17 protein-coding genes, 1 tRNA gene and 1 pseudogene are annotated in these 20513 nt (G+C 73.6%); 10 read left to right on the top strand and 9 right to left on the bottom strand.

Annotation, left to right across the window (positions count from 1 at the left end):
• Positions 1-301: 301 nt before the first annotated feature.
• From AB0O09_RS03940 to AB0O09_RS03930, 3 genes and pseudogenes are all read left to right on the top strand, one after another.
• On the top strand, positions 302-1468 hold the full coding sequence (locus tag AB0O09_RS03940; RefSeq protein WP_344622695.1) for an HpcH/HpaI aldolase/citrate lyase family protein: 1167 nt from the start codon (positions 302-304) through the stop codon (positions 1466-1468).
• A 96-nt stretch (positions 1469-1564) separates the two neighbouring features.
• A pseudogene (locus AB0O09_RS03935) lies at positions 1565-4085 on the top strand (phosphoribosyltransferase).
• Positions 4085-4939: an HAD family hydrolase gene (locus tag AB0O09_RS03930; RefSeq protein ID WP_344622696.1), complete on the top strand. Its 855-nt coding sequence runs from the start codon at positions 4085-4087 to the stop codon at positions 4937-4939. The pseudogene AB0O09_RS03935 and the gene AB0O09_RS03930 overlap by 1 nt, the downstream one beginning before the upstream one ends.
• An 83-nt stretch (positions 4940-5022) precedes the next feature.
• On the opposite strand, the gene AB0O09_RS03925 is transcribed toward AB0O09_RS03930, so the two are convergent.
• The 3 genes from AB0O09_RS03925 to AB0O09_RS03915 form a co-directional block, all read right to left on the bottom strand.
• Complete coding sequence (locus tag AB0O09_RS03925) at positions 5023-5247, bottom strand: zinc ribbon domain-containing protein (RefSeq protein WP_030267496.1); 225 nt, start codon at positions 5245-5247, stop codon at positions 5023-5025.
• A 25-nt stretch (positions 5248-5272) separates the two neighbouring features.
• Positions 5273-5815 carry a DUF4442 domain-containing protein gene (locus tag AB0O09_RS03920; protein WP_363539924.1) on the bottom strand — a complete coding sequence of 181 codons (543 nt, stop codon included), beginning with the start codon at positions 5813-5815 and terminating at the stop codon, positions 5273-5275.
• Positions 5816-5880: 65 nt separating this feature from the next.
• Positions 5881-7134: a hypothetical protein gene (locus tag AB0O09_RS03915; protein WP_363539922.1), complete on the bottom strand. Its 1254-nt coding sequence runs from the start codon at positions 7132-7134 to the stop codon at positions 5881-5883.
• A 169-nt stretch (positions 7135-7303) separates the two neighbouring features.
• On the opposite strand from AB0O09_RS03915, the gene AB0O09_RS03910 reads away from it, so the two are divergent.
• The 3 genes from AB0O09_RS03910 (at position 7304) to AB0O09_RS03900 (ending at position 9703) form a co-directional block, all read left to right on the top strand.
• A tRNA-Val gene (locus AB0O09_RS03910) sits at positions 7304-7375 on the top strand.
• Between the two features lie 540 nt (positions 7376-7915).
• On the top strand, positions 7916-8497 hold the full coding sequence (locus AB0O09_RS03905; protein ID WP_363539920.1) for a potassium channel family protein: 582 nt from the start codon (positions 7916-7918) through the stop codon (positions 8495-8497).
• A 117-nt stretch (positions 8498-8614) separates the two neighbouring features.
• Positions 8615-9703 carry an FUSC family protein gene (locus AB0O09_RS03900; RefSeq protein ID WP_363539918.1) on the top strand — a complete coding sequence of 363 codons (1089 nt, stop codon included), beginning with the start codon at positions 8615-8617 and terminating at the stop codon, positions 9701-9703.
• Between the two features lie 211 nt (positions 9704-9914).
• Here AB0O09_RS03900 and sulP read toward each other — a convergent pair whose 3' ends face one another.
• A complete protein-coding gene (gene sulP, locus AB0O09_RS03895; RefSeq protein ID WP_363539916.1) occupies positions 9915-11633 on the bottom strand; it encodes a sulfate permease in 1719 nt (572 codons plus the stop codon).
• Positions 11634-11861: 228 nt separating this feature from the next.
• On the opposite strand from sulP, the gene AB0O09_RS03890 reads away from it, so the two are divergent.
• The gene (locus tag AB0O09_RS03890) at positions 11862-12338 is read left to right on the top strand and encodes a hypothetical protein (RefSeq protein WP_363539914.1); all 477 of its coding nucleotides are present in this window, start codon (positions 11862-11864) and stop codon (positions 12336-12338) included.
• Positions 12339-12426: 88 nt separating this feature from the next.
• On the opposite strand, the gene AB0O09_RS03885 is transcribed toward AB0O09_RS03890, so the two are convergent.
• Positions 12427-12852, bottom strand: coding sequence for a MarR family transcriptional regulator (locus AB0O09_RS03885; protein ID WP_344622704.1), 426 nt, complete (start codon positions 12850-12852; stop codon positions 12427-12429).
• A gap of 75 nt (positions 12853-12927) precedes the next feature.
• Between AB0O09_RS03885 and AB0O09_RS03880 the strand changes: the two genes are divergently transcribed.
• Positions 12928-14247, top strand: coding sequence for an aldehyde dehydrogenase family protein (locus AB0O09_RS03880; protein WP_363539912.1), 1320 nt, complete (start codon positions 12928-12930; stop codon positions 14245-14247).
• Between the two features lie 131 nt (positions 14248-14378).
• Here AB0O09_RS03880 and AB0O09_RS03875 read toward each other — a convergent pair whose 3' ends face one another.
• Positions 14379-15074, bottom strand: a complete 696-nt coding sequence (locus AB0O09_RS03875; protein WP_363539910.1) for a type 1 glutamine amidotransferase domain-containing protein — start codon at positions 15072-15074, stop codon at positions 14379-14381.
• A 128-nt stretch (positions 15075-15202) separates the two neighbouring features.
• Positions 15203-15958, bottom strand: coding sequence for a protein phosphatase 2C domain-containing protein (locus AB0O09_RS03870; protein ID WP_363539908.1), 756 nt, complete (start codon positions 15956-15958; stop codon positions 15203-15205).
• A gap of 174 nt (positions 15959-16132) precedes the next feature.
• Here AB0O09_RS03870 and gcl point away from each other — a divergent pair, with 174 nt between their 5' ends.
• Entirely contained in the window at positions 16133-17914 is a 1782-nt protein-coding gene (gene gcl, locus AB0O09_RS03865; RefSeq protein ID WP_363539906.1) for a glyoxylate carboligase, read from the top strand.
• Between the two features lie 150 nt (positions 17915-18064).
• On the opposite strand, the gene AB0O09_RS03860 is transcribed toward gcl, so the two are convergent.
• Positions 18065-18763, bottom strand: coding sequence for an alpha/beta hydrolase (locus tag AB0O09_RS03860; protein WP_363540194.1), 699 nt, complete (start codon positions 18761-18763; stop codon positions 18065-18067).
• Here AB0O09_RS03860 and AB0O09_RS03855 point away from each other — a divergent pair.
• Positions 18752-19099 carry a helix-turn-helix domain-containing protein gene (locus tag AB0O09_RS03855; RefSeq protein ID WP_363540192.1) on the top strand — a complete coding sequence of 116 codons (348 nt, stop codon included), beginning with the start codon at positions 18752-18754 and terminating at the stop codon, positions 19097-19099. The two genes, AB0O09_RS03860 and AB0O09_RS03855, sit on opposite strands and share 12 nt — an antisense overlap.
• Positions 19100-19123: 24 nt before the next feature.
• Here AB0O09_RS03855 and AB0O09_RS03850 read toward each other — a convergent pair whose 3' ends face one another.
• Positions 19124-20329 (bottom strand): alginate lyase family protein, encoded by a 1206-nt coding sequence (locus AB0O09_RS03850; protein WP_363539904.1) that lies wholly within the window; start codon positions 20327-20329, stop codon positions 19124-19126.
• Between the last annotated feature and the right edge of the window lie 184 nt (positions 20330-20513).

The following is a 20513-nucleotide window of genomic DNA, read 5'->3' as shown; positions in this document are numbered from 1 at the left end:
CCGCCCTCCGCGGACAATGCGGGCCGCCACCGCCCCGGAGGGGGGTTTTGTGTCGCACCGGGTAACCTTCCGAGAATTCGATGTTTCAGGTCTTTGCAAAGCCCTGAAGGACCGTACGATTAGCGGCCAACGGCTCCCGGTACACCACCCACCTCGGCGAACGCGACGCGGCGGACGCGAGGGCGACCGCGCCGCCCCCACCCGCGAAACCATCGGGCCCCGCCGTTCGTCCCCGTTGTCGGGACGACAGCCCAATCCCGCCCGGTGACCGGGCCGCCACCACGATTGCAGGGAGTGCAGCTTGCGCCACTTCGGCCACCTCGCCGACGACGTCCGCGAACGGCTCTTCCTGCACCAGCCGGTCGACTTCGACCTCGGCAGCGCACCCTCCGTGCTCTCCACCGCGCTCGGCGCGACCCTCTACAGCCCCGCCACCCGCAGCACGCTGGCCGCCGACATCCGCAAGCAGGCCGCCCGCGGCGTGGTCTCCATGGTGCTCTGCCTGGAGGACGCGATCGCCGACCACGAGGTGCCGGCCGCCGAGGAGAACCTCGTCGCCCAGCTCGGCGAGCTCGCCGCCACCGGCGCCACCGGCCTGCCGCTGCTGTTCGTGCGGGTCCGCGCCGCCGCGCAGATCACCGACCTCACCGCACGGCTCGGCCCCGCGGTGCGGCTGCTGGCCGGCTACGTGGTGCCCAAGTTCACCGAGGAGAGCGGCGGCGCCTTCCTGGAGGCGCTCACCGCCGCCGAGGAACGCTCCGGCCAGCGGCTGTTCGCCATGCCGGTGCTGGAGTCGCCCGAGCTCGCCCACCTGGAGACCCGCCGCGAGCAGCTCTTCGCCGTCGCCCGGCTGCTCGACAAGCACCGCGAGCGCATCCTCGCCGTCCGGCTCGGCGTCACCGACCTGTGCTCCGCGTACGGACTGCGCCGCTCGCCCGACCTCACCGCCTACGACGTGGCCCTGGTCGCCGGCGTCATCGGCGACGTGGTCAACGTGCTCGGCCGCGCCGACGGCACCGGGTTCACCGTGACCGGCCCGGTCTGGGAGTACTTCCCGGTGCAGGAGCGCATGTTCAAGCCGCAGCTGCGCCGCACCCCGTTCGCCGAGGCGCACCCGCCGGCCGACGGCGTCCGGCAGCGCATCATCGAGCACGACCTGGACGGGCTGATCCGCGAGATCGAGCTCGACCGCGCCAACGGCCTGCTCGGCAAGACCTGCATCCACCCCAGCCACGTGCCCGCCGTGCACGCCCTCTCGGTGGTCACGCACGAGGAGTACTCCGACGCGCAGGACATCCTCAGCCGCGACGGCGGCGGGGTGCTGCGCTCCGCGTACACCAACAAGATGAACGAGGCCAAGCCGCACCGGGCCTGGGCGGAGCGGGTGCTGCTGCGCGCCGACGTCTTCGGGGTGGCCCGCGAGGACGTCAGCTTCGCCGAGCTGCTGGGCGCCTGCCTCTGCGGCTGACCCCGCCGTACCCCGGGCACCCCTGCGTACCCTGGGCACCTTTGCACGACCGCACGACCGCACCTCTGCACGACCGCACCACCGAAAGCAGGAGTCTTGACCGCACAGCACCCCGCCCCGGCGCCGTGGACCGGCCAGTGGGTCACCGAACGGCTCGGCATCGGGCTCACCGGCTCGCCGGAGCTGCGGGAGCTGATCGGGCTCGCCCTGCGCCGCAACCCGCGCCGCGCCCACCTGCTGGTCTCCCACGTGCTCGGCAAGCACGTGCCGCAGCTCCCCGCCGTGGTGCACGGCGCCGGACTGGAGCTCGGCCGCCGGGTCCGCGAGCTGCTCGGCCCCGAGGACGCCGCCCGGGCGGTCGTCCTCGGCTACGCGGAGACCGCCACCGCGCTCGGCCACAGCGTCGCCGACGGCCTGGACGCCCCGTACCTGCACTCCACCCGCCGCCCGGTCGACGGCGTCGAGCCGGTCGGCGGCTTCGAGGAGGAGCACTCGCACGCCACCTCGCACCTGCTGCTGCCCGAGGACCCGGCGCTGCTCGCCGGCGACGGGCCGCTGGTCCTGGTCGACGACGAGTTCTCCACCGGCAACACCGTGCTCAACACCGTCCGCGCGCTGCACGCCGCGCACCCCCGGGACCGCTACGTGGTGGTCGCCCTGGTCGACCTGCGCACCGGGGCCGACCGGGAGCGCCTCGACAAGGCGGCCGCCGAGCTCGGAGCCCGCCTCGACCTGGTCGCCGGCGCGGTCGGCGGCGTCCGGCTGCCCGCCGACGTGCTGGCCCGCGCGCAGGAGATCGTCGACGCGCAGCCCGCGCCCGCACCGCTGCCCGACGCTCCGCTCGCCCCCGTCCACCGGGCCGAGCTCGACTGGCCGGCCGACCTGCCCGACGGCGGCCGGCACGGCTTCACCGCCGACCACCGCCGTCGCCTCGACGCCGCCCTGCCCGGCCTCGCCGCCCCGCTCGCCGAGCAGCTCGCCGACCGCCGCCGCGTCCTCGTGCTCGGCTTCGAGGAGCTGATGTACGCGCCGCTGCGCCTCGCCGGAGCGCTCGCCGACCGGCTCGGCGGCGACCGCGTACGCTTCTCCACGACGACCCGCTCGCCGGTGCTCGCCGTGGACGACCCGGGCTACGCGATCCGCACCCGGCTGGCCTTCCCGGCCCACGACGACCCCGCCGACCGCTCCACCGAGCGGTACGCCTACAACGTCGCCCCCGGCAGCGACCCCGCCCGCCGCTTCGACGCGATCGTCCTGGTGGTCGACACCCCCGGCGACACCGCCGCCCTGCACGAGGGCGAGGACGCCCTGCTGCGCCAGCTGCGGGCCGTCACCGACCAGGTGGTGCTCGCCGTTCTCCCCGCGTACCGGCCCGGGCCACCCCGCTGACGCCTCCGTCCCCCACCATCGACAGCGCACCTCCCCACGTAAGGCGACCATGACGACCACCCTGCCCGCGCCGCTGTTCGGCCCCGCGTTCTCCTCGTACCCGGCCGAGGACGTGACCTGGCTGCTCAAGGACCTCTCCGGGGTGGCGCTGGAGGCGCCGACCGAGGAGCGCGAGGAGGCCGTGCAGTCCGGCGGCGCCCACTACGCCGAGTCGCTGCCGATCGAGTACCAGCCGAGCCCCGAGTACCAGGAGCTGTACAAGCAGGCGCTCGCCGCCTCCGGCGAGCGGATCGCGCTGGCCGTCGGCACCGTCGCCGAGACGCTGCTGCGCGAGCGCGGCCGCGGCCTGGTACTCGCCTCGCTGGCCCGGGCCGGCACCCCGGTCGGCGTGCTGATCCGCCGCTGGCTCGGCTTCGCCCACGGCCTCGACGTCCCGCACTACACCGTCTCCATCGTGCGCGGCCGCGGCATCGACCCGGTGGCGCTGCGCCACCTCGCCGCCCACCACGACGCCGGCTCGGTGGTCTTCGTCGACGGCTGGACGGGCAAGGGCGCCATCACCCGCGAACTCTCCGAGGCGCTGCACGGCACCGGTTTCGACCCCGACCTCGCGGTGCTCGCCGACCCCGGCCGCTGCGTGCGCACCTACGGCACCCGGGACGACTTCCTCATCCCGTCCGCCTGCCTCAACTCCACCGTCTCCGGCCTGATCTCGCGCACCGTGCTGCGCCCCGACCTGATCGGCCCGGACGACTTCCACGGCGCCAAGTTCTACCGCGAGCTCGCCGTCGCCGACGTCTCGAACGACTTCCTCACCGCCGTCGCCGCGCACTTCCCGGCCGTCCGGGCCGCGGCCGTCGCCGCCGCGGACGCCCTCGCCGCCGAGGACCGCACCCCCACCTGGGAGGGCTGGGCGGCCGTCGAGCGGATCAGTGCCGAGTACGGCATCGACAACGTCAACCTGGTGAAGCCGGGGGTGGGCGAGACCACCCGCGTCATGCTCCGCCGGGTGCCCTGGCGAGTGCTGGCCCGGCGCGGTGCCGGAGCCGACCTCGACCACGTCAGGCTGCTCGCCGCACAGCGCGGCGTCCCGGTGGAGGAGGTGGACGACCTGCCGTACTCCTGCGTGGGCCTGATCCACCCCCGCTACACCCGCGGGGCGACCGGCGCCGACGGCACGGCGGTGCACACCGCCGAGGGCGGCGAAGTTCTCACGAAGGAAAGTTGATGCCGAATCAGCAGCCGAGTCAGTTCCTGGTCGCGAGCGACCTCGACCGCACCCTGATCTACTCCAACCGGGCGCTCGCCCTGGACGTGCCGGACCGGCTCGCCCCCCGGCTGCTCTCGGTGGAGGTCAACGACGGCCGGGCGCTCTCGTTCATGACCGAGCAGGCCGCCGAGCTGCTCGTCGAACTGACCCGGCTCGCCGTGTTCGTGCCCGCCACCACCCGCACCCGGGCCCAGTACGAGCGGGTCAACCTGCCCGGCCCGACGCCGGGGTGGATCCCGAAGTACGCGATCTGCGCCAACGGCGGCCACGTGCTGGTCGACGGCGTCTGGGACCGCGACTGGCACGCCGAGGTGCGCTCGCGGCTCGCCGCCGCCAGCGCCCCGCTCGCCGAGGTCGTCGAGCACCTGGCCATCTCGGCCGACCCGGAGTGGACGCACAAGCGTCGGGTCGCCGAGGACCTCTTCGCCTACCTCGTCGTCGAGCGCGCCGACCTGCCCGAGGGCTGGCTGGAGGAGCTCACCGGCTGGTGCGCCGAGCGCGGCTGGACGGTCTCGCTGCAGGGCCGCAAGGTGTACGCGGTGCCGGCCCCGCTCACCAAGAGCGAGGCCCTCGCCGAGGTCGAGCGCCGGACGGGTGCGGCCACCGTGCTGACCGCCGGCGACTCGCTGCTCGACGCCGAGCTGCTGCTCGCCGCCGACGCGGGCTGGCGGCCCGGTCACGGCGAACTCGCCGACACCGGCTGGGCGGCGCCCGGCGTCACCGCGCTCACCCAGGTCGGTGTCGCGGCGGGCGAGGAGATCGTCCGGCGGATGCTGGAGCGGGTGCGGGCCGGGGCTGCCGTCCGGGCCTGAGCATCGTGCGCGGGGCCCGGCCGTGTGCCGGGCCCCGTTCCGTTCCGACCTTGTTCCGTTCCGGCCTTGTTCCGTTCGGGGGGTCAGCCGCAGCAGCCGCCGCCGCAGCAGCCGCCGCCACCACCGCTCGGGGCGGGGGCCGCGGCGGCGCCGCCGCCCGCGGTGCCGGTCACGGCGACGGTGGAGAGCAGCTTCACCGTGTCGGCGTGGCCCTCCGGGCAGACGGCCGGGTCGTTGGCCTGGGCCATCGTGCGGCGGAGTTCGAAGGTGGCTCCGCAGGAGCGGCAGCGGAAGTCGTAGCGAGGCATAGCGGCAGGGTACCGAGGCGGCAGCTCAGACGGCAGTAGTGACCGGTTCGGGCCGCCCGTCCCGCTCGTCCTGCCCGGTCCGCCCGGTGGCTTCCGGCCGGTCCCGCTCCGGCTTGGGCCGGACGTAGACCTGCTTGCGGACCCGGGCGACCACCGAGCCGTCCTGCGCCAGCACCTCGGTGTCGAACCAGACCAGCGCCTTGCTGCCGTCGGCCGTCAGCTCGCGGATCTCCGCCAGGCGCTCGTCGGTGAGCACGAACTCGGCGGTGATGTCGCCGCGGCCGGGGGAGACGAAGTCGATCTCCGCGGCGCTGTCCCACACGTAGTAGTCCGGGCCGAGGTTCTGCATCACCAGCAGCATCCAGAACGGGTCGGTCATCGCGAAGATGGAGCCGCCGAAGTGGGTGCCGACCCAGTTGCGGTTCAGCCGCCCGAGCCGCAGCCGGACCTTCGCGCTGCGGAAGGCGTCGTCGACCGCCAGCACCTTGATGCCGGCGAACAGGAACGGCGGCCAGAAGTTGATGCCGCGCCGGAAGGTGGCTGCGGAGAGCGTGCGCTTGCGTGCCATGGGCGCGACTCTAGCACTAAGTTACTGGTCGGTAATGTGTCCTGGGTCACGCCCCCGGCGGTCCGTCAGCGCGGCCCCCGGATCATCGCGACCACCCCGGCCGCGGTCTCCCGCACCGCCGCCAGCTCGGTCAGGAAGTGCCAGTAGTCCGGGTGCCGACCCGCCTCCTCCAGTGCCGCGACCGCCCGGTCCAGCCGCGCCACCGCCGCGTCCAGCGGCGCCGCGTGCCGCGGGTCCGGGGTCTGGCGTCCCGTCATGGCCAGGCGCTGGGCGTCCCGCAGGGCGAACCGCGTCCGCTCGATCTCCTTGTGCGGGTCGTGCGACACCTCGTTCAGCTGCCGCAGCCGGTCGTTGACCGCCGTCACCGAACCCTCCGCCGTCTCCAGCACCGCGCGCACCGTCCCGATCGCGCCGGTCGCGTCCGCCCAGCGCTGCTCGTCGCGGGCCCGCGCCGCCTCGTCCAGCTTCCGCGAGGCCGTCGCCACCGCCTCCGCCGTCTGCGCCGGCACCCGCTGCAGGTCCTGCCAGCAGGAGACCGAGAACCGCCGCCGCAGCTCGCTCAGCGCCGGCTCCACCGTGCCCCCGCGCGTCTCGAGCGCCTGCACCCGCGTCCGCAGGCTCGCCACCCGGCGGTCGATCTCCTTCGCCCGCTGCGGCAGTTGCTCCGCCTGGTCGCGGACGGCCCCGGCCCGCCGCGCCACATCCTCGGCCCGCTGCAGGGTCGCCTGCACCCCGTGCCGGGCCACACCCTCGTTCATCCGGGTCAGCTCCGGGCCGAGCTCCGCCAGCCGCGCCGCCAGGTCGTCCGCCTTCAGCCCGGCCGACCGCACCTGCTCCAGCGCCGTCGTCGCCGCCAGCAGCGCCTGCCGGGCCTTCTCCACCGCCGGCGTCACCCGGATCAGCTGCGACTCCGCGTGCTGCACCAGCGGCTGCAGCCGCTGGACGAAGGAGTCCAGCTCCGACCGCTGCGCCTCCAGGTCCCGCTTGGCCTGGTCCAGCTGGCGGCGGGCCCGACCGGCCGCGGAGGAGTCCAACTCCGGATCCTCCAGGTCGTACGCGTCCAGCGCCGACAGGTAGCCGACCGTCACCTCGTTGATCCGTCCCGTCAGCGCCTGGAAATCGGCCTGCGCCCGGCCCGCCGCGGCGCTGTCCTCCGCGGAACGGATCGTCTCCAGGGCGAGCTGGGCGTCACGCTGCGCCGAGTCGAGTTCGTAGAAGGTCTGCTGCGCCGCGTCCCGGGCGGCCACCGCCTCGGCCCGCGCTCCCTCGCCCCGACGCCACCAGCCGCCCCGCCCGCCGCCACCGCCGGCCACCCTCACCACGCGCTCCCTGCTGCTCGTACGCCTGATCCAGGCCCATTCTTCCCGATCGCCCCCACCGCCCGGGACCCGCCGTCCGACGCCATCCGGACGGTGGCGGCGGGCAACCCCCCGGACCAGGTACGCTAGGCCTCCGTCGTGCACCCGGGGACCCCGTGTGCCGCGGCACGGGCGCATAGCTCAGCGGTAGAGCGCCGCCCTTACAAGGCGGATGTCGGCGGTTCGAAACCGTCTGCGCCCACCGGCTGTGAACACCACGAGAGCCCCGGACCCTTCCCGGTCCGGGGCTTTTCGACATCCGGATCCGACATCAACGGCGGACCGAGCGCCGTCCGGCCCTGACACGGGTCGGGTGTCGTGCGACGGTGGATGCGGGACCGCAGCCCGGAGCACGTGCGCGGTTGCCGCGCGACGGGCCGCAGCCGATCCGGTGATCGACCCCTGGAGGATGTGCCATGCGGGCGACGGACAGGACACCGGGAAGGCCGCGGGACGGGCGGGAGGCACGGGCCCGTAGCGCGGCGGGGGGAAGACGCCCGGGCCGGAAGGCAGTGGGGTGCAGTACCCGGTGCGCGGGACGGGTCGAGGGCGCTGCGCCGGCCGGTCGCGGTGGTGCCTTCGGCATCCTCGTGTGCACGGCCCTCCGGCGGTTCGCGATGTGGTTGCCGCCGACCCGACGGGCCGCCCGGCGCAGGTCGCCGCTGTGCGCGGTCGCGGCCGGCATGCCGGTCGTCTTCCACCTCGTCCTCCGTGGCGCGGTCACTGGACCGCGGAGCCCGTCATGACCGCCGGCACCGGGACGGCGCCCGGCGGCGAGACCCGGGGCAGGCCCTCGGCCAGGAGGATCGCCTGGACGGTGCTCCGCGTGGTCGGCTCGGTCGTCGCGCTGGTGGCCCTGTACTACGGGCTGCCGCTGGACCATTCGTCCACGTCGGCCACCGTCACCATGCTCCTCGTCGGACTGGCGGGGTTCATCGTGCTGGTCTCCCTCCAGGTCCGCTCGATCATCCGCTCCCGGCACCCGGGACTGCGGGCCGCCGAGGCGCTGTCCATCTGCATTCCGTTCTTCCTGCTGCTCTTCTCCGCCACCTACGTCGCGCTGGCCGCGCTGTCCCCCGACAGCTTCGGCGAGCCCCTGTCCCACTCCGACGGGATCTACTTCACGGTGACCGTGTTCTCCACCGTCGGATTCGGCGACATCACCGCGAGGACCGACACCGCGCGGCTGGTCGTCACCGTCCAGATGCTGGCCGACCTGGTGGTCCTCGGCCTGGGCATCAAGGTCATCGTGGGCGCGGTCCAGCGCGGCCGGCAGCGAAAGGCCGGACCGCGGAACCCCGGGGCCGGGGACGAGCAGCGATGACCGTGGCCGGGAGCACACACACCGACGATTCGGGCTAGCGAGGCTGCCATGGTCAGTACGAGCGGACGAGAAGCACGGACTGTTCACAGTGGAGGGGGCACGACCTGGCTGTCGCACGTGTTCGAACTCAGACCCGCGGGGCTGAACTGGCCGCGAGCCGTGATGTTCCTGGACGTCGCCCTGGTGCCGCTGATCGTCTTCTGGGCGATCGGGTACGAGCAGTACCTGCTCAGCGCGCTGTTCGGGCTCCTGTTCGCGGCGCTGGAGGATCCGGGAGGCGGCTTCGGGCGCCGTGCGGGGCACGTCGCCCTCTTCGCCGCGATCGGTGCGGGGCTGACCGCGCTGGCGTTCGGCCTCGGTGGTCAGGCCTGGGGCTGGCTGGCGTCGGCGGCCTTCGCGGTCACCCTGGTGGCAGGCCTGACGGCCGCGTTCGGGGTGCGGAGATTCGTGAACGCGATGCTCCTCAACATCTGGTTCGTCATCGCCCTCTCGCTCGCGGTCGGCTTCCACGGCGACTCCCACGTCACCAGCTACACCTGGGCCCAGGCGGTCACCTGGGCGGGAGGGTCGCTGCTGTGGATGGCGGTGGCCTTCGTCGGGTGGCTGATCCACGGACGCCAGGACCAGCCCCAGCCGGTCGCGGAACTCCCCGGTGACGTGTCGCGACGGAAGCTGACCCGACCGATGATCATGTTCGCGGTGATCCGTGCCGTAGTCATCGGCGGCACCGTCGCCCTCGCGTTCGGACTGGACCTGACGCACGGCTCCTGGATGCCGATCGCGGCCATGGTCGCGATGAAGCCGAGCCTGGAACAGAGCACGCTCGTGGCCGCGCAGCGCCTCATCGGCGCCACGATCGGCGCCGTCGCAGCGGCGCTGATCCTGCTGATTCCCACCAGCGAGCACGGTCTCAGGCTGTTCGCGGTCGACCGCGGACTCGAAGTGGTCGCGCTCATCCTGTTCATGCACGGGGCGGCGATCCGCTTCTGGAACTACGCCTTCTACTGTGCCGCCATCGCTGCGAGCGTCCTCGTCCTGGTGGTCCAGCAGCCCTCCGACTACGCGGCCGAGGGCTACCGGGTGCTGTGGACGGCGTGCGGCGCCGGGATCGGCGTGCTCGTCATGCTCCTCGCGAGCCGGCTCGGCAGACGCGCCGCCCGACGCACCGCCGGACACACGACTGGAGCACCGCCGCACCCGGCCTGATCGGACCCTTCCCGGTCCGGGGCTCCGCCGGACGTCGCGACCGGCGCGGCGAGGGGTGCCGTGCGGGCAAGGGCACCGCTCCTTCGGAGGACGTGCCGGTGGCCCGGCCGGTGGCCGGGACACCGGCACGTCGGCGCACTCCCACCGCCCCAGGCTTTCATGATCGACGTATCGCCCCGGTATCGCGGCGGGAGCGGTCGACCGGCAAGCCCTAGTCTTCGGCGGTGCCGAACCGGGTGCGGTAGGCGGCGACGGCGGTCGGCAGGGTGGGGAAGATGAGGTCCTCGCCGACGGAGTCGCTGAGGCCGTAGGCGTCGAGCGCCTCGCGGAGGTCCTGCTTGACCCGGGCGAGGGCGAAGACGATGCCGCGGTCGGCGAGTTCCCGGCGGAGCGCGTCCACGGCGTCCAGGGCGGTGATGTCCACCTCGACGTTGGCCTCGGCGTTGAGGACGAACCAGTGCACCGGCTCGTGCTGGTCGTCGACGGCGGCCAGCGCCCGGCGGCGGAAGTCCTCGGCGTTGGCGAAGAAGAGCGGCGAGTCGTAGCGGTAGACCACCAGGCCGGGCACGGTCTGCGCGGCCGGGTAGTCGTCGACGTCGTGCATGCCGGCGAGCCCCGGCACCGTGCCGAGGACGGCGTCGTGCGGGCGGGCCACCCGGACCAGCAGTTCGGCGATGGACAGGCCCACCGCGACCAGCACGCCGTAGAGGATGTCCAGCGCGAGGACGCCCGCCAGGCAGCCGAGCGCCAGCAGGAACTCCCCGCGGCGGAAGGAGAGCAGCCGGCGGAACCCCGACACGTCGATCATGCGGACGGCCGCGTAGACGACCAGGGCGCCGAGGACGGCCGTCGGGGTGTGGCTGAGCAGCGAGCTGAAGAACAGCAGCACCGCCACCACGGCCAGCCCCGCGGTGAGCGCGTACGCCTGGGTGCGGCCGCCCGCGGACTGGGCGAGCGCGGTGCGGCTGGCGCTGCTGCTCACCGGGAATCCGTGCAGCACGCCGGCGCCGACGTTCGCCGCGCCGAGCGCCAGCAGCTCCTGGTCGGCGTCCAGTCGGGTGCCGTCGCCCGGGGTGGCGAAGGCGCGGGCGGTGAGGATCACGTCCGTGTAGCCGACCAGCAGCACGCCCAGGGCGGGCAGCACCAGCTGGGACAGGTCGGAGAGGCTGGGGAAGTCCGGGCTGGGCAGGCCGGGAGGGATCGTGCCGATCACCTTGATGCCGTGCTCCTCCAGGCCGAAGGCCGACACCGCGGCCGTCCCCAGCACCAGGGTCAGCAGCGGGCCCGGGACGCCGCGGAACCGGCCCGCGACGAAGAGGAAGAGCAGTGCGGCCGCGCTGAACACCACGGTGGCCGCGTGGAGGTCGGAGATGTTCTCGAAGAACGACACCAGCTGGGGGAAGAAGCCCTCGCCCTCGGTCTCCACGCCGGTGAGCTTGGTCAGCTGATCCACCATCATGATCAGGGCGACGCCCGCCAGGTAGCCGATCAGGACGGGCCGGGACAGCAGGTCGGCGACGAAGCCGAGCCGCGCCACCCACGCCACCACGCAGAGCAGGCCGACGACCACGGCGAGGGCCGCGGCGAGGACGGCGTACCGGGAGCTGTCCCCGGCGGCGAGGGGCCCGATCGCGGTGGCGGTCATCAGCGCGGTGGTGGACTCCGGGCCGACGGAGAGCAGGCGGGAGGAGCCGAGGACGGCGTACGCCAGGATCGCCGGGAGGATCGCCCACAGGCCCGCCACCGGCGGCAGGCCCGCGACACTGGCGTAGGCCATCACCTGGGGCACCAGGTACGCCGCCACGGTGGCACCGGCCAGCAGGTCGCCCCTGATCCAGCCGCGCCGGTAGTGCCGGAGCACGGGGAGGCCCGGGGCGGCGGGTACGACGCGGTGCCACCACGGGTCGGGGGCGTCGGTCTGCTGCGACACGGGGCTCTCCCTTCGCCTGGGGACATGATGCCCCGGAACCGGCCGGACGCAGGTCAGGCCACGCACGCCGGCCACCGGCGGTCGGGCAGGACCCGGGCCGGTGCGGTGCCGGCGGCCCCGGGCCGGGCCTCCCGCAGCGGCGGCCGGCCGTTCCTGACGGGCGGTCAACCGCATGCCCGTGCGGGACATGGGTAGGTCTGGGGCATGGGACCCCTAGAACCGAACCCGGTGGAATTCGTCATTGGTCTGATCTGCTTCTTCGTCCTGTTCGGGATACTCGGCCGGCGCGTGCTGCCGCGGATCGAACGGACCCTCGCGGAGCGCGAGGCGGCCACCGGCGGGCGGCTCGCCGAGGCCGAACGGATCCGCCACGAGGCCCTGGAGCTCGACGAGGAGCGCCGCGCGCAGCTGGACGCCGCCCGCCACGAGGCGGCCCGCATCCGGCAGGAGGCCGCCGAGGAGGGTGCGGCCCTGGTCGCGGCCGCCCGGGCGCAGGCGCTGCGGGAGCGCGAGGAGCTCGTCGTCGCGGCGCAGGTGCAGTTGGCGGCGAGCCGGGTGATCGCCGAGGCCGAGCTGCGCGAGGACGTGGTGGTGTCGGCGGTGCAGCTGGCCGGCCGGGTGGTCGGCGAGCCGCTGGCCGGGCTGCCGGGGACGGAGGCCGTGGTCGCGCGGTTCCGTGCCGAGCGGGAGGCGGCGGCGGACTGAGCGGACGTCCGGGCGGACGGCGGCCGGCTCCGGGAGGCTCCCGGGGGCCGGCCGCGTGCGTTCGGTCCCGGGGGTCGGCCGTGCGGGTTCAGTCCCGGGGCCGGCCGAGCAGTTCGCCGAGCCGGTGCAGCAGCGGGAGCAGGGCGCCGCGCTCGGTGGGGGTGAGGTCGGCGAGGGCGCCGTGGACGGTGTGCATCTCGGCGCGCAGGGACCGGGCGAGCCGGTGCCCGTCCCCGGTGGCGTGCACCGTCTTGCTGCGGCGATCCTCGGGGGAGGGGGTCCGCGCCACCAGTCCGCGGGCCTCCATCCGGGCGACCAGCCCGGTGGCGTTGGAGGCGTCGCAGACCAGGTGCTCGGCGAGCGCGCTCATGCTGAGCGGGTGGTCGAGGGCGATGAGCGCGCGGGCCTGGGTGGTGCTGAGACCGTGCCGCCCGGCGACCGCCGCGAGGTCGTCGTAGTAGCCGCGGACCACGCGGGCGAGCGGCTCCACCAGGTCCGACGCATCTGGATTCACTTGACATCCTCAAGTAACCGGCGTTTCCTGAAAGCAGGTAGTTGAGGATATCAACCATTCCCTGCGAGGAACCCCATGAACGACCGCCCGGCCGAGCAGCCCGCCGACCTCGTCGCCCGCCTGCGCGCGGCCTTCCGCACCGGCCGCACCCGACCGCTGTCCTGGCGCACCGGGCAGCTGCACCGGCTGCGCGCGTTGCTCACCGAGAACGGGCCGGAGCTCGCCGCGGCGCTCGGCGCCGACCTCGGCAAGAGCGAGCAGGAGGCGATGCGCACCGACGTCGACTTCGTGGTGCGGGAGATCGACCACACCCTGGAGCACCTCGGGGACTGGCTGCGGCCCGAGGACGCGCCGGTGCCCGAGCGGCTGGCCGGCGCACGGGCGCGGACGCAGTACGACCCGCTCGGCGTCGTCCTGGTGATCGCCCCGTGGAACTACCCGGTGCAGCTGCTGCTGGCGCCGGTCGCCGGGGCGCTGGCGGCCGGCAACGCGGTGGTGGCCAAGCCCAGCGAACTGGCGCCGGTCACCTCGGCCCTGCTCGCCCGGCTGCTGCCCGCGTACCTGGACACCACGGCGGTCGCGGTGGTGGAGGGCGGGGTGCCGGAGACCACGGCGCTGCTGGCCCAGCGGTTCGACCACATCTTCTACACCGGCAACGGGGCGGTCGGCCGGGTCGTGATGCGGGCCGCCGCCGAGCACCTCACCCCGGTCACCCTCGAACTGGGCGGCAAGTCACCGGCGTTCGTCGACGCGGGGGCGGACCTCGCGGTGGTGGCGGAGCGCCTGGTGGCGGGCAAGTTCCTCAACGCCGGCCAGACCTGCGTCGCCCCGGACTACGTGCTGACCGACCCGGCCACCGCCCGCGCGCTGGAGCCGCTGCTGGCCGACGCGGTCCGGGCCCGGTACGGCGAGGATCCGGCCGCCTCGCCGCTGTACAGCCGGATCGTCAACGAGCGGCACTTCGACCGGCTGGCCGCGCTGCTGGGCTCCGGGCGGACGGTGGTCGGCGGCGGCCACGACCGGGCCGGCCGCTACCTCGCGCCGACCGTGCTCGCCGAGGTGTCGCCGGACTCCCCCGTGATGCAGGAGGAGATCTTCGGCCCGATCCTGCCGATCGTCGAGGTCGCCGGCCTGGACGAGGCGATCGACTTCGTCAACGACCGGGAGAAGCCGCTCGCCCTGTACGTGTTCAGCCCCTCGGAGGAGACCCGGCGCCGGCTCGCCGAGGAGACCTCCTCGGGCGGGCTCGGGTTCGGTCTGCCGCTGGCCCACCTGACCGTCTCCGACCTGCCGTTCGGCGGGGTGGGGGAGAGCGGCATGGGCAGCTACCACGGCCGGTACTCGATCGAGGCGTTCAGCCACCGCAAGGCGGTGCTGGAGGTGCCGGTCGGCTGACCGGCGTCCTCGCCGGGGGAGGAACGGGCGGGATCGGACGGAAGCGGGCGGGAGCCGGTGGTCGGCTCCCGCCCGTTCTGCTTGATGATGTCAAGCAGTTGTCGTCCCCCGGGACCTACCGGGCCGCTGCCTCAGCCGATCGCCTTGAGCAGCTCCTCGGCCAGCGGGCCGGACGAGGCCGGGTTCTGCCCGGTGTACAGGTTGCGGTCGGTGACGGTGTACGGCGCCCAGGGCTCGCCCGCCGCGTAGTCGGCGCCGAGCGCCACCAGCCGGTCCTCCAGCAGCCAGGGGGCGCGGTCGGCGAGACCGGCGAGCCGTTCCTCGGTGTTGCTGAAACCGGTCAGCCGGTACCCGGCGACGGTCGGCGTGCCGTCCGGGCGCGCCGCGGCGAGCAGCGCGGCCGGACCGTGGCAGACCACGCCCAGCGGCAGGCCTGCGTCGAGCACGGCGGTGAGCAGCCGGCCCGAGTCGGCGTCGACGGCGAGGTCCTCCATCGGGCCGTGGCCGCCGGGGTAGAAGACGGCCGCGTAGTCGGCCGGGTCGACGTCGGTCAGCGCGACCGGGTGCCGCAGCGGCTCTGCGGCGGCGATCGCGGCTGCCGTCTCGGCGGCGTTCTCCTCGCCGCCGAGGGCGCCGGCGGACAGGCTGCCGGCGTCCGCGGTCGGCCGCACGCCGCCCGGCGTGGCCACCACGACCTCGTGCCCGGCGGCGGTGAAGGCGCGGTACGGGGTGAGGAACTCCTCCGCCCAGTAGCCGGTGGGGTGCTTGCTGCCGTCGGCCAGGGTCCAGTGGTCGGCGCCGGTCATCACAAACAGGATCTTCGCCATGTCGGCGGTCACTCCTTCGGTGGGCTCTCCCCCGACGCTAGGCCGCCGACCCCGGGTCGGGCCAATAGGCGGACCGATGGGAGCCATCGGGAACCCGATGGCTCACCCGGTCGGCGGCGGCCGTCGGCTCACTCCTCGATCCGCACCAGCGCCAGGGTGATGTTGTCCGGTCCACCCGCCTCGATCGCGGCCCGCCAGAGTTCGAAGGCGGCCCGCTGGTCGTCCTCGGCGGCGAGGACGGCGGCAAGCTCCTCCGGCGGCACCGGGTCGGTCAGGCCGTCGCTGCACACCAGGTAGCGGGCGCCGGCCGCGGCGGGCAGCCGGCGCAGGTGCGGCTCGACCTCGCGGCGGACGACGGTGCCGCCCAGGGTGCTGGTGACGATGTTGGTGGTGCGTCGGCCGGGCGGGGGCGGCGGGCTGTCGTCGGTGCTGAGCAGCCGCAGTTCGGGGGTGGCGGCCGTCCCGGCGATCTCGAAGACCTGGCTGTCGCCGATGTTGAACACCAGCACGTGCTCGGCGCTCAGCACCAGGCCGGCGACGGTGGTGCCCATGCCGGTGAGGTCCGGGTCGGCCTCCGCGGCCTCGTACAGGGTGCTGTTGCAGGAGCGGAGTTCGCGGCGGACGTCGTCCTCGGAGCGCAGGCCGGTGCCGGACGCGGCGAGCCGGCGGGCGGTGAGCGAGGAGGCGACCTCGCCGGCCGGGTGGCCGCCGAGCCCGTCCGCGACCGCCACCACGACGGGCGTGCCGCCGAGCGGGAAGAGCAGGGTCTGCGGGCTCTCGGTGACGGTGGCGCAGAGCGTCCACGGTCCGACGGCCAGGCTGTCCTCGTTGTGGTCGCGGACCAGGCCCTCGTGGCTGAGCGCACTGACGGCGATGTACGGCATGCGGCTCGCCCCCTCTCCCTCCCCATTGTGGTGCCCGCCGGGCCACCCCCGCCCAAGTCTTCAACGATCTGTTGAAACCTACCTTGACGCGTCCGCCGCCCCCGGCCTACTTTGATTCCGCAGTCCAGAATCAGCATTTCACATCGCGGAACTTCCGCCGGGCAGGAGAAGCCGATGCCTCGAATGACAGCCGCCCGCGCGGCAGTTGAGATCCTCAAGCGCGAGGGCGTGACCAATGCGTTCGGCGTGCCCGGCGCGGCGATCAACCCCTTCTACGCCGCCCTCAAGGCCGCCGGCGACGTCCACCACACGCTGGCCCGCCACGTCGAGGGCGCGTCCCACATGGCCGAGGGCTACACCCGTGCGAACCCCGGCAACATCGGCGTCTGCATCGGCACCTCCGGGCCGGCCGGCACCGACATGATCACCGGCCTGTACTCCGCCATCGCCGATTCGATCCCGATCCTGTGCATCACCGGGCAGGCGCCGGTCGCCCGGATCCACAAGGAGGACTTCCAGGCCGTCGACATCGCCTCGATCGCCCGCCCGGTCACCAAGGCGGCCACCACCGTCCTGGAGGCCGCGCAGGTCCCCGGCGTCTTCCAGCAGGCCTTCCACCTGATGCGCTCCGGCCGCCCCGGCCCCGTCCTCATCGACCTGCCGATCGACGTCCAGCTGACCGAGATCGAGTTCGACCCGGAGACCTACCAGCCGCTGCCGGTCTACAAGCCCACCGCCACCCGCGCGCAGATCGAGAAGGCGATCGACCTGCTGCAGGCCTCCGAGCGCCCGCTGATCGTCGCCGGTGGCGGCGTCATCAACGCGGACGCCTCCGACCTGTTGGTCGAGTTCGCCGAGCTGACCGGCGTCCCCGTGGTCCCGACCCTGATGGGCTGGGGCACCATCGCGGACGACCACGCGCTCAACGCCGGCATGGTCGGCCTGCAGACCTCGCACCGCTACGGCAACGCGACCTTCCTGGAGTCCGACTTCGTCCTCGGCATCGGCAACCGCTGGGCCAACCGCCACACCGGCAACCTCGACGTCTACACCAAGGGCCGCACCTTCGTGCACGTCGACGTCGAGCCCACCCAGATCGGCCGGATCTTCGCCCCCGACTACGGCATCGCCTCCGACGCCCGCGCCGCCCTGGAGCTCTTCGTCGAGGTCGCCAAGGAGCGCAGCGCCGCAGGCGTCCTCAAGAACCGCAGCGCCTGGGCCGCCTCCGCGCAGGAGCGCAAGGCCACCCTGCTGCGCCGCACCCACTTCGACGACGTGCCGCTCAAGCCGCAGCGCGTCTACGAGGAGATGAACCGCGCCTTCGGCCCGGAGACCCGGTACGTCACCACCATCGGCCTCTCGCAGATCGCCGGCGCGCAGATGCTGCACGTCTACAAGCCGCGGCACTGGATCAACTGCGGCCAGGCCGGCCCGCTCGGCTGGACGATCCCGGCCGCCCTCGGCGTCGCCACCGCAGACCCGGAGACCCCCGTCGTCGCGCTCTCCGGCGACTACGACTTCCAGTTCATGATCGAGGAGCTGGCGGTCGGCGCCCAGCACCGGATCCCCTACGTCCACGTCCTGGTGAACAACTCGTACCTGGGCCTGATCCGCCAGGCGCAGCGGAACTTCGACATCGACTTCCAGGTCAAGCTGGAGTTCGAGAACCTCAACTCCCCGGAGCTGGGCGTCTACGGCGTCGACCACGTCAAGGTCGCCGAGGGCCTCGGCTGCAAGGCGATCCGGGTCACCGAGCCGGACCAGCTGCTGCCCGCCTTCGAGGAGGCGAAGAAGCTCGCCGCCGAGTTCCGCGTCCCGGTCGTCGTCGAGGCGATCCTGGAGCGGGTCACCAACATCGCGATGAGCGGCACCGACATCGCCAGCGTGGTCGAGTTCGAGGAACTCGCCACCGAGCCGGGCCACGCCCCGACCGCCGTCCGCCCGCTCGCCGTCTGACCCGGCAGCGCCCCCGATCCACCCGCATCACCCTCCGGGACCGCCCGGGCGATCCGATCGCCCGGGCGGTCCTGTCGTTGGCGGGGGCCGGGAGCTGCCCTCAGAGGCGCTCGGACGGTCGGTTCAGGTGCCCCCGCGTTCCTGAAGCGGTCACCCGAGCAGCGAGGTCAGTCGGGTGGCGGAGGCGCGGGGGTGGGTGAGGTTGCCGTTGTGGCCGCCGGGGAATTCGGCCGGGGTGGTGCCCAGGTGGTCGGCGAGGAGGGTGGCGCAGCGGCGGTCGAAGACCTGGTGCGGGGTGGTGCGTCCGACGGCCGGGACGATCCGGGTCGGGCCGTCGCGCAGGGCGTCGAGGTCCGCCGGGGCGAGGCCGCCGGCGAGGACGGTGTCGATGTCGCGGGTGAGGAAGCCGGCGAAGTTCGCCGCGCGGGCCTCGGTGATCGGTTCGGCGGTGACGTCCGGTTCGGTGTCCTGGTGGTGCGGGTCGATGCCGAGGACGGCGGTGACCCGGCGGACGGCCGCGAGCCAGCCCTCGTCCCGGTAGGTGCGGGTGACGGCGCGCAACTCGCTTTCGGTGGCGGCGCGTTCCGCGGCGGGCAGCAGTTCGGGGACGGCGGGCTCGTGGGCGATCAGCGTGTGCAGCGCCCCGGGGTGGCGTGCCGCCGGGTGGAGTCCGATCGCGGCACCGAAGCTGCAGCCGAGCATCAGGGCGGGCCGGTCGGTCAGTGCGGTCAGCAGGCGGTGGGCGTCGTCGGCGCGGGTGGCCATCGGTACGGGGAGTGACGGGTCGTCGGGTGTGCTGCGGGAGAGGCCGCGGCGGTCGTAGGTGACGACGGCGACATCGTCGAGCACCCGGGCAGCGCCGTCGGGGAGATCGCCGCCCGTACCGGTCTGCCGCAGAGCCAGGTCTCCGGCTGTGTCGCCCGGCTCCGCGAGGCCGGGTCGGTCGTCACGGAGGCCGACCCGGCCGACCGGCGCCGCTCCCTCGTCCGCAAGGCCGCCGAAGTCTCCGAGCGTTCGGCCCTGGCCGCCGCCGCACCCGTCGACCCGGCCGTCGCCGCCGCGCTCGGCACCGACGACCCCGCCGCACTGGCCGAGGTGCTCGCCGCCCTCGACGTCCTCGGCCGGCACCTCACCCCCGAGTCCGTCCGGCGGCTGCGGGACGCCGGACCGGCCGGCCGGGGGTGAGGGCGGCTTCGTTCCGGGCGCGCCTCAGGACGGGTTGTTCGCGTGGGTGAGGGTCTCCCAGGCGGTGAACAGGTTGTCCGTGCCGGCGGGCCGGCGCTGCTCGGTGAGCTTCTGGGTGTTGTCCATGCCGTAGCCCAGGCGGTTGTGCAGGGCGTTGAAGCCGACCTCGGTGACCGGACCCATGTGCTGGGAGAGGCTGCCGCCGCAGAGCCAGGACGGGACGGCGGTGCCCAGTTCGTACTTGGACTGGAAGCCGAGGGCGTGCCGCAGCCGGTCGGCGACCTCCGGGTAGAGGTCCTGGCCCTGGATGCGGCTGGTCTCGGCGACGTGGGCGATCGCGGACAGGCCGTAGCCGGTGTGGGTGAGGTCGCGGCAGGTCTCCTGGGTGAGGCCGTCGACGAAGGTGGACTGGCCCTGCCAGTACTTCACGACCTCGTCCCGGGTGTCGAGGCCGCTGCCGGGCACCGTCTTCGGCAGGGCGCCGTCGGAGGCGAGGTAGATGTAGGCGGGCACCCGGTTGCGGAAGGTCGCGACCGCCTTGTCGTACACCGTGCGGTCGTTGAGGAAGACGGCGATGCCGATGGTGGCCTCCGTCATGCTCAGCTCCCAGTTGCCGTTGGAGCGTGAGCCGTTGACCACCTTCGGCAGGTAGACGCCCCGCAGCATCGCGCCGAAGCGGTCGACCTTGTCGGCGGGCCAGCCGCCGTAGGTGTAGCGGATGATCTCGGCGGCCCGCGGCCAGGTGGAGGCCGCCCAGGCGCTCTGCAGCGGGGCGTTGCTGTTGGTGTGGTCCTTGACCGTGCCGGACCAGGCGTCCATGATCTGGACGGCCTTGGCGGCGTAGCGGGTGTCCCGGGTGATCGACCACTCCAGGGCGAGGGTGTACGCGGCCAGTGCGTCCTCGCGCTCGTCGGTGCAGCCGTGGTTCGGGTTGGAGTACGAGCCGCACTCGACCACCGCGCGGGGCTTGGGGGTCCGGCTCAGCGAGGCGTACTTGCTGGCGTGCATCTGGTCGTAGGCGCTCTTCCACGGCTGCGCCCCGGCCTGCACCTCGGCGCGCACGAAGTCGAGTTGGGACTTGGAGAGCAGCACGCCGGGGTGGGCGAACGCGGTGGGCGCGGCCTCGGCCGGCGCGGGGGAGGTCGCGCCGAGGCCGACGGGTATCGCGCAGACGAGGGCGAGCAGCGCGGCGGCCGCGGGAAGCCGGCGGCGACGGTGGCGACGGTGCATGGGTCCTCCGGTCGGTGGGGGCGACGGGAGCTGGAGTCAACTAGTCCGGCGATGGCCACGTCAAGTCAACTGGAAACTTTCCTGTCAGACATTCCGTCAACTCGTGGCACATGATCACCAAGCAATCGCTCTCCTGCGTTCATGAGTTGACAGGAATTTGGTTCAGACCGGCTTCTTGACGGTG

The sequence above is a fragment of the Kitasatospora sp. NPDC093679 genome (assembly GCF_040683455.1).
Classification (GTDB): domain Bacteria; phylum Actinomycetota; class Actinomycetes; order Streptomycetales; family Streptomycetaceae; genus Kitasatospora; species Kitasatospora arboriphila.
This window is presented reverse-complemented; position numbering and strand designations above follow the sequence as displayed.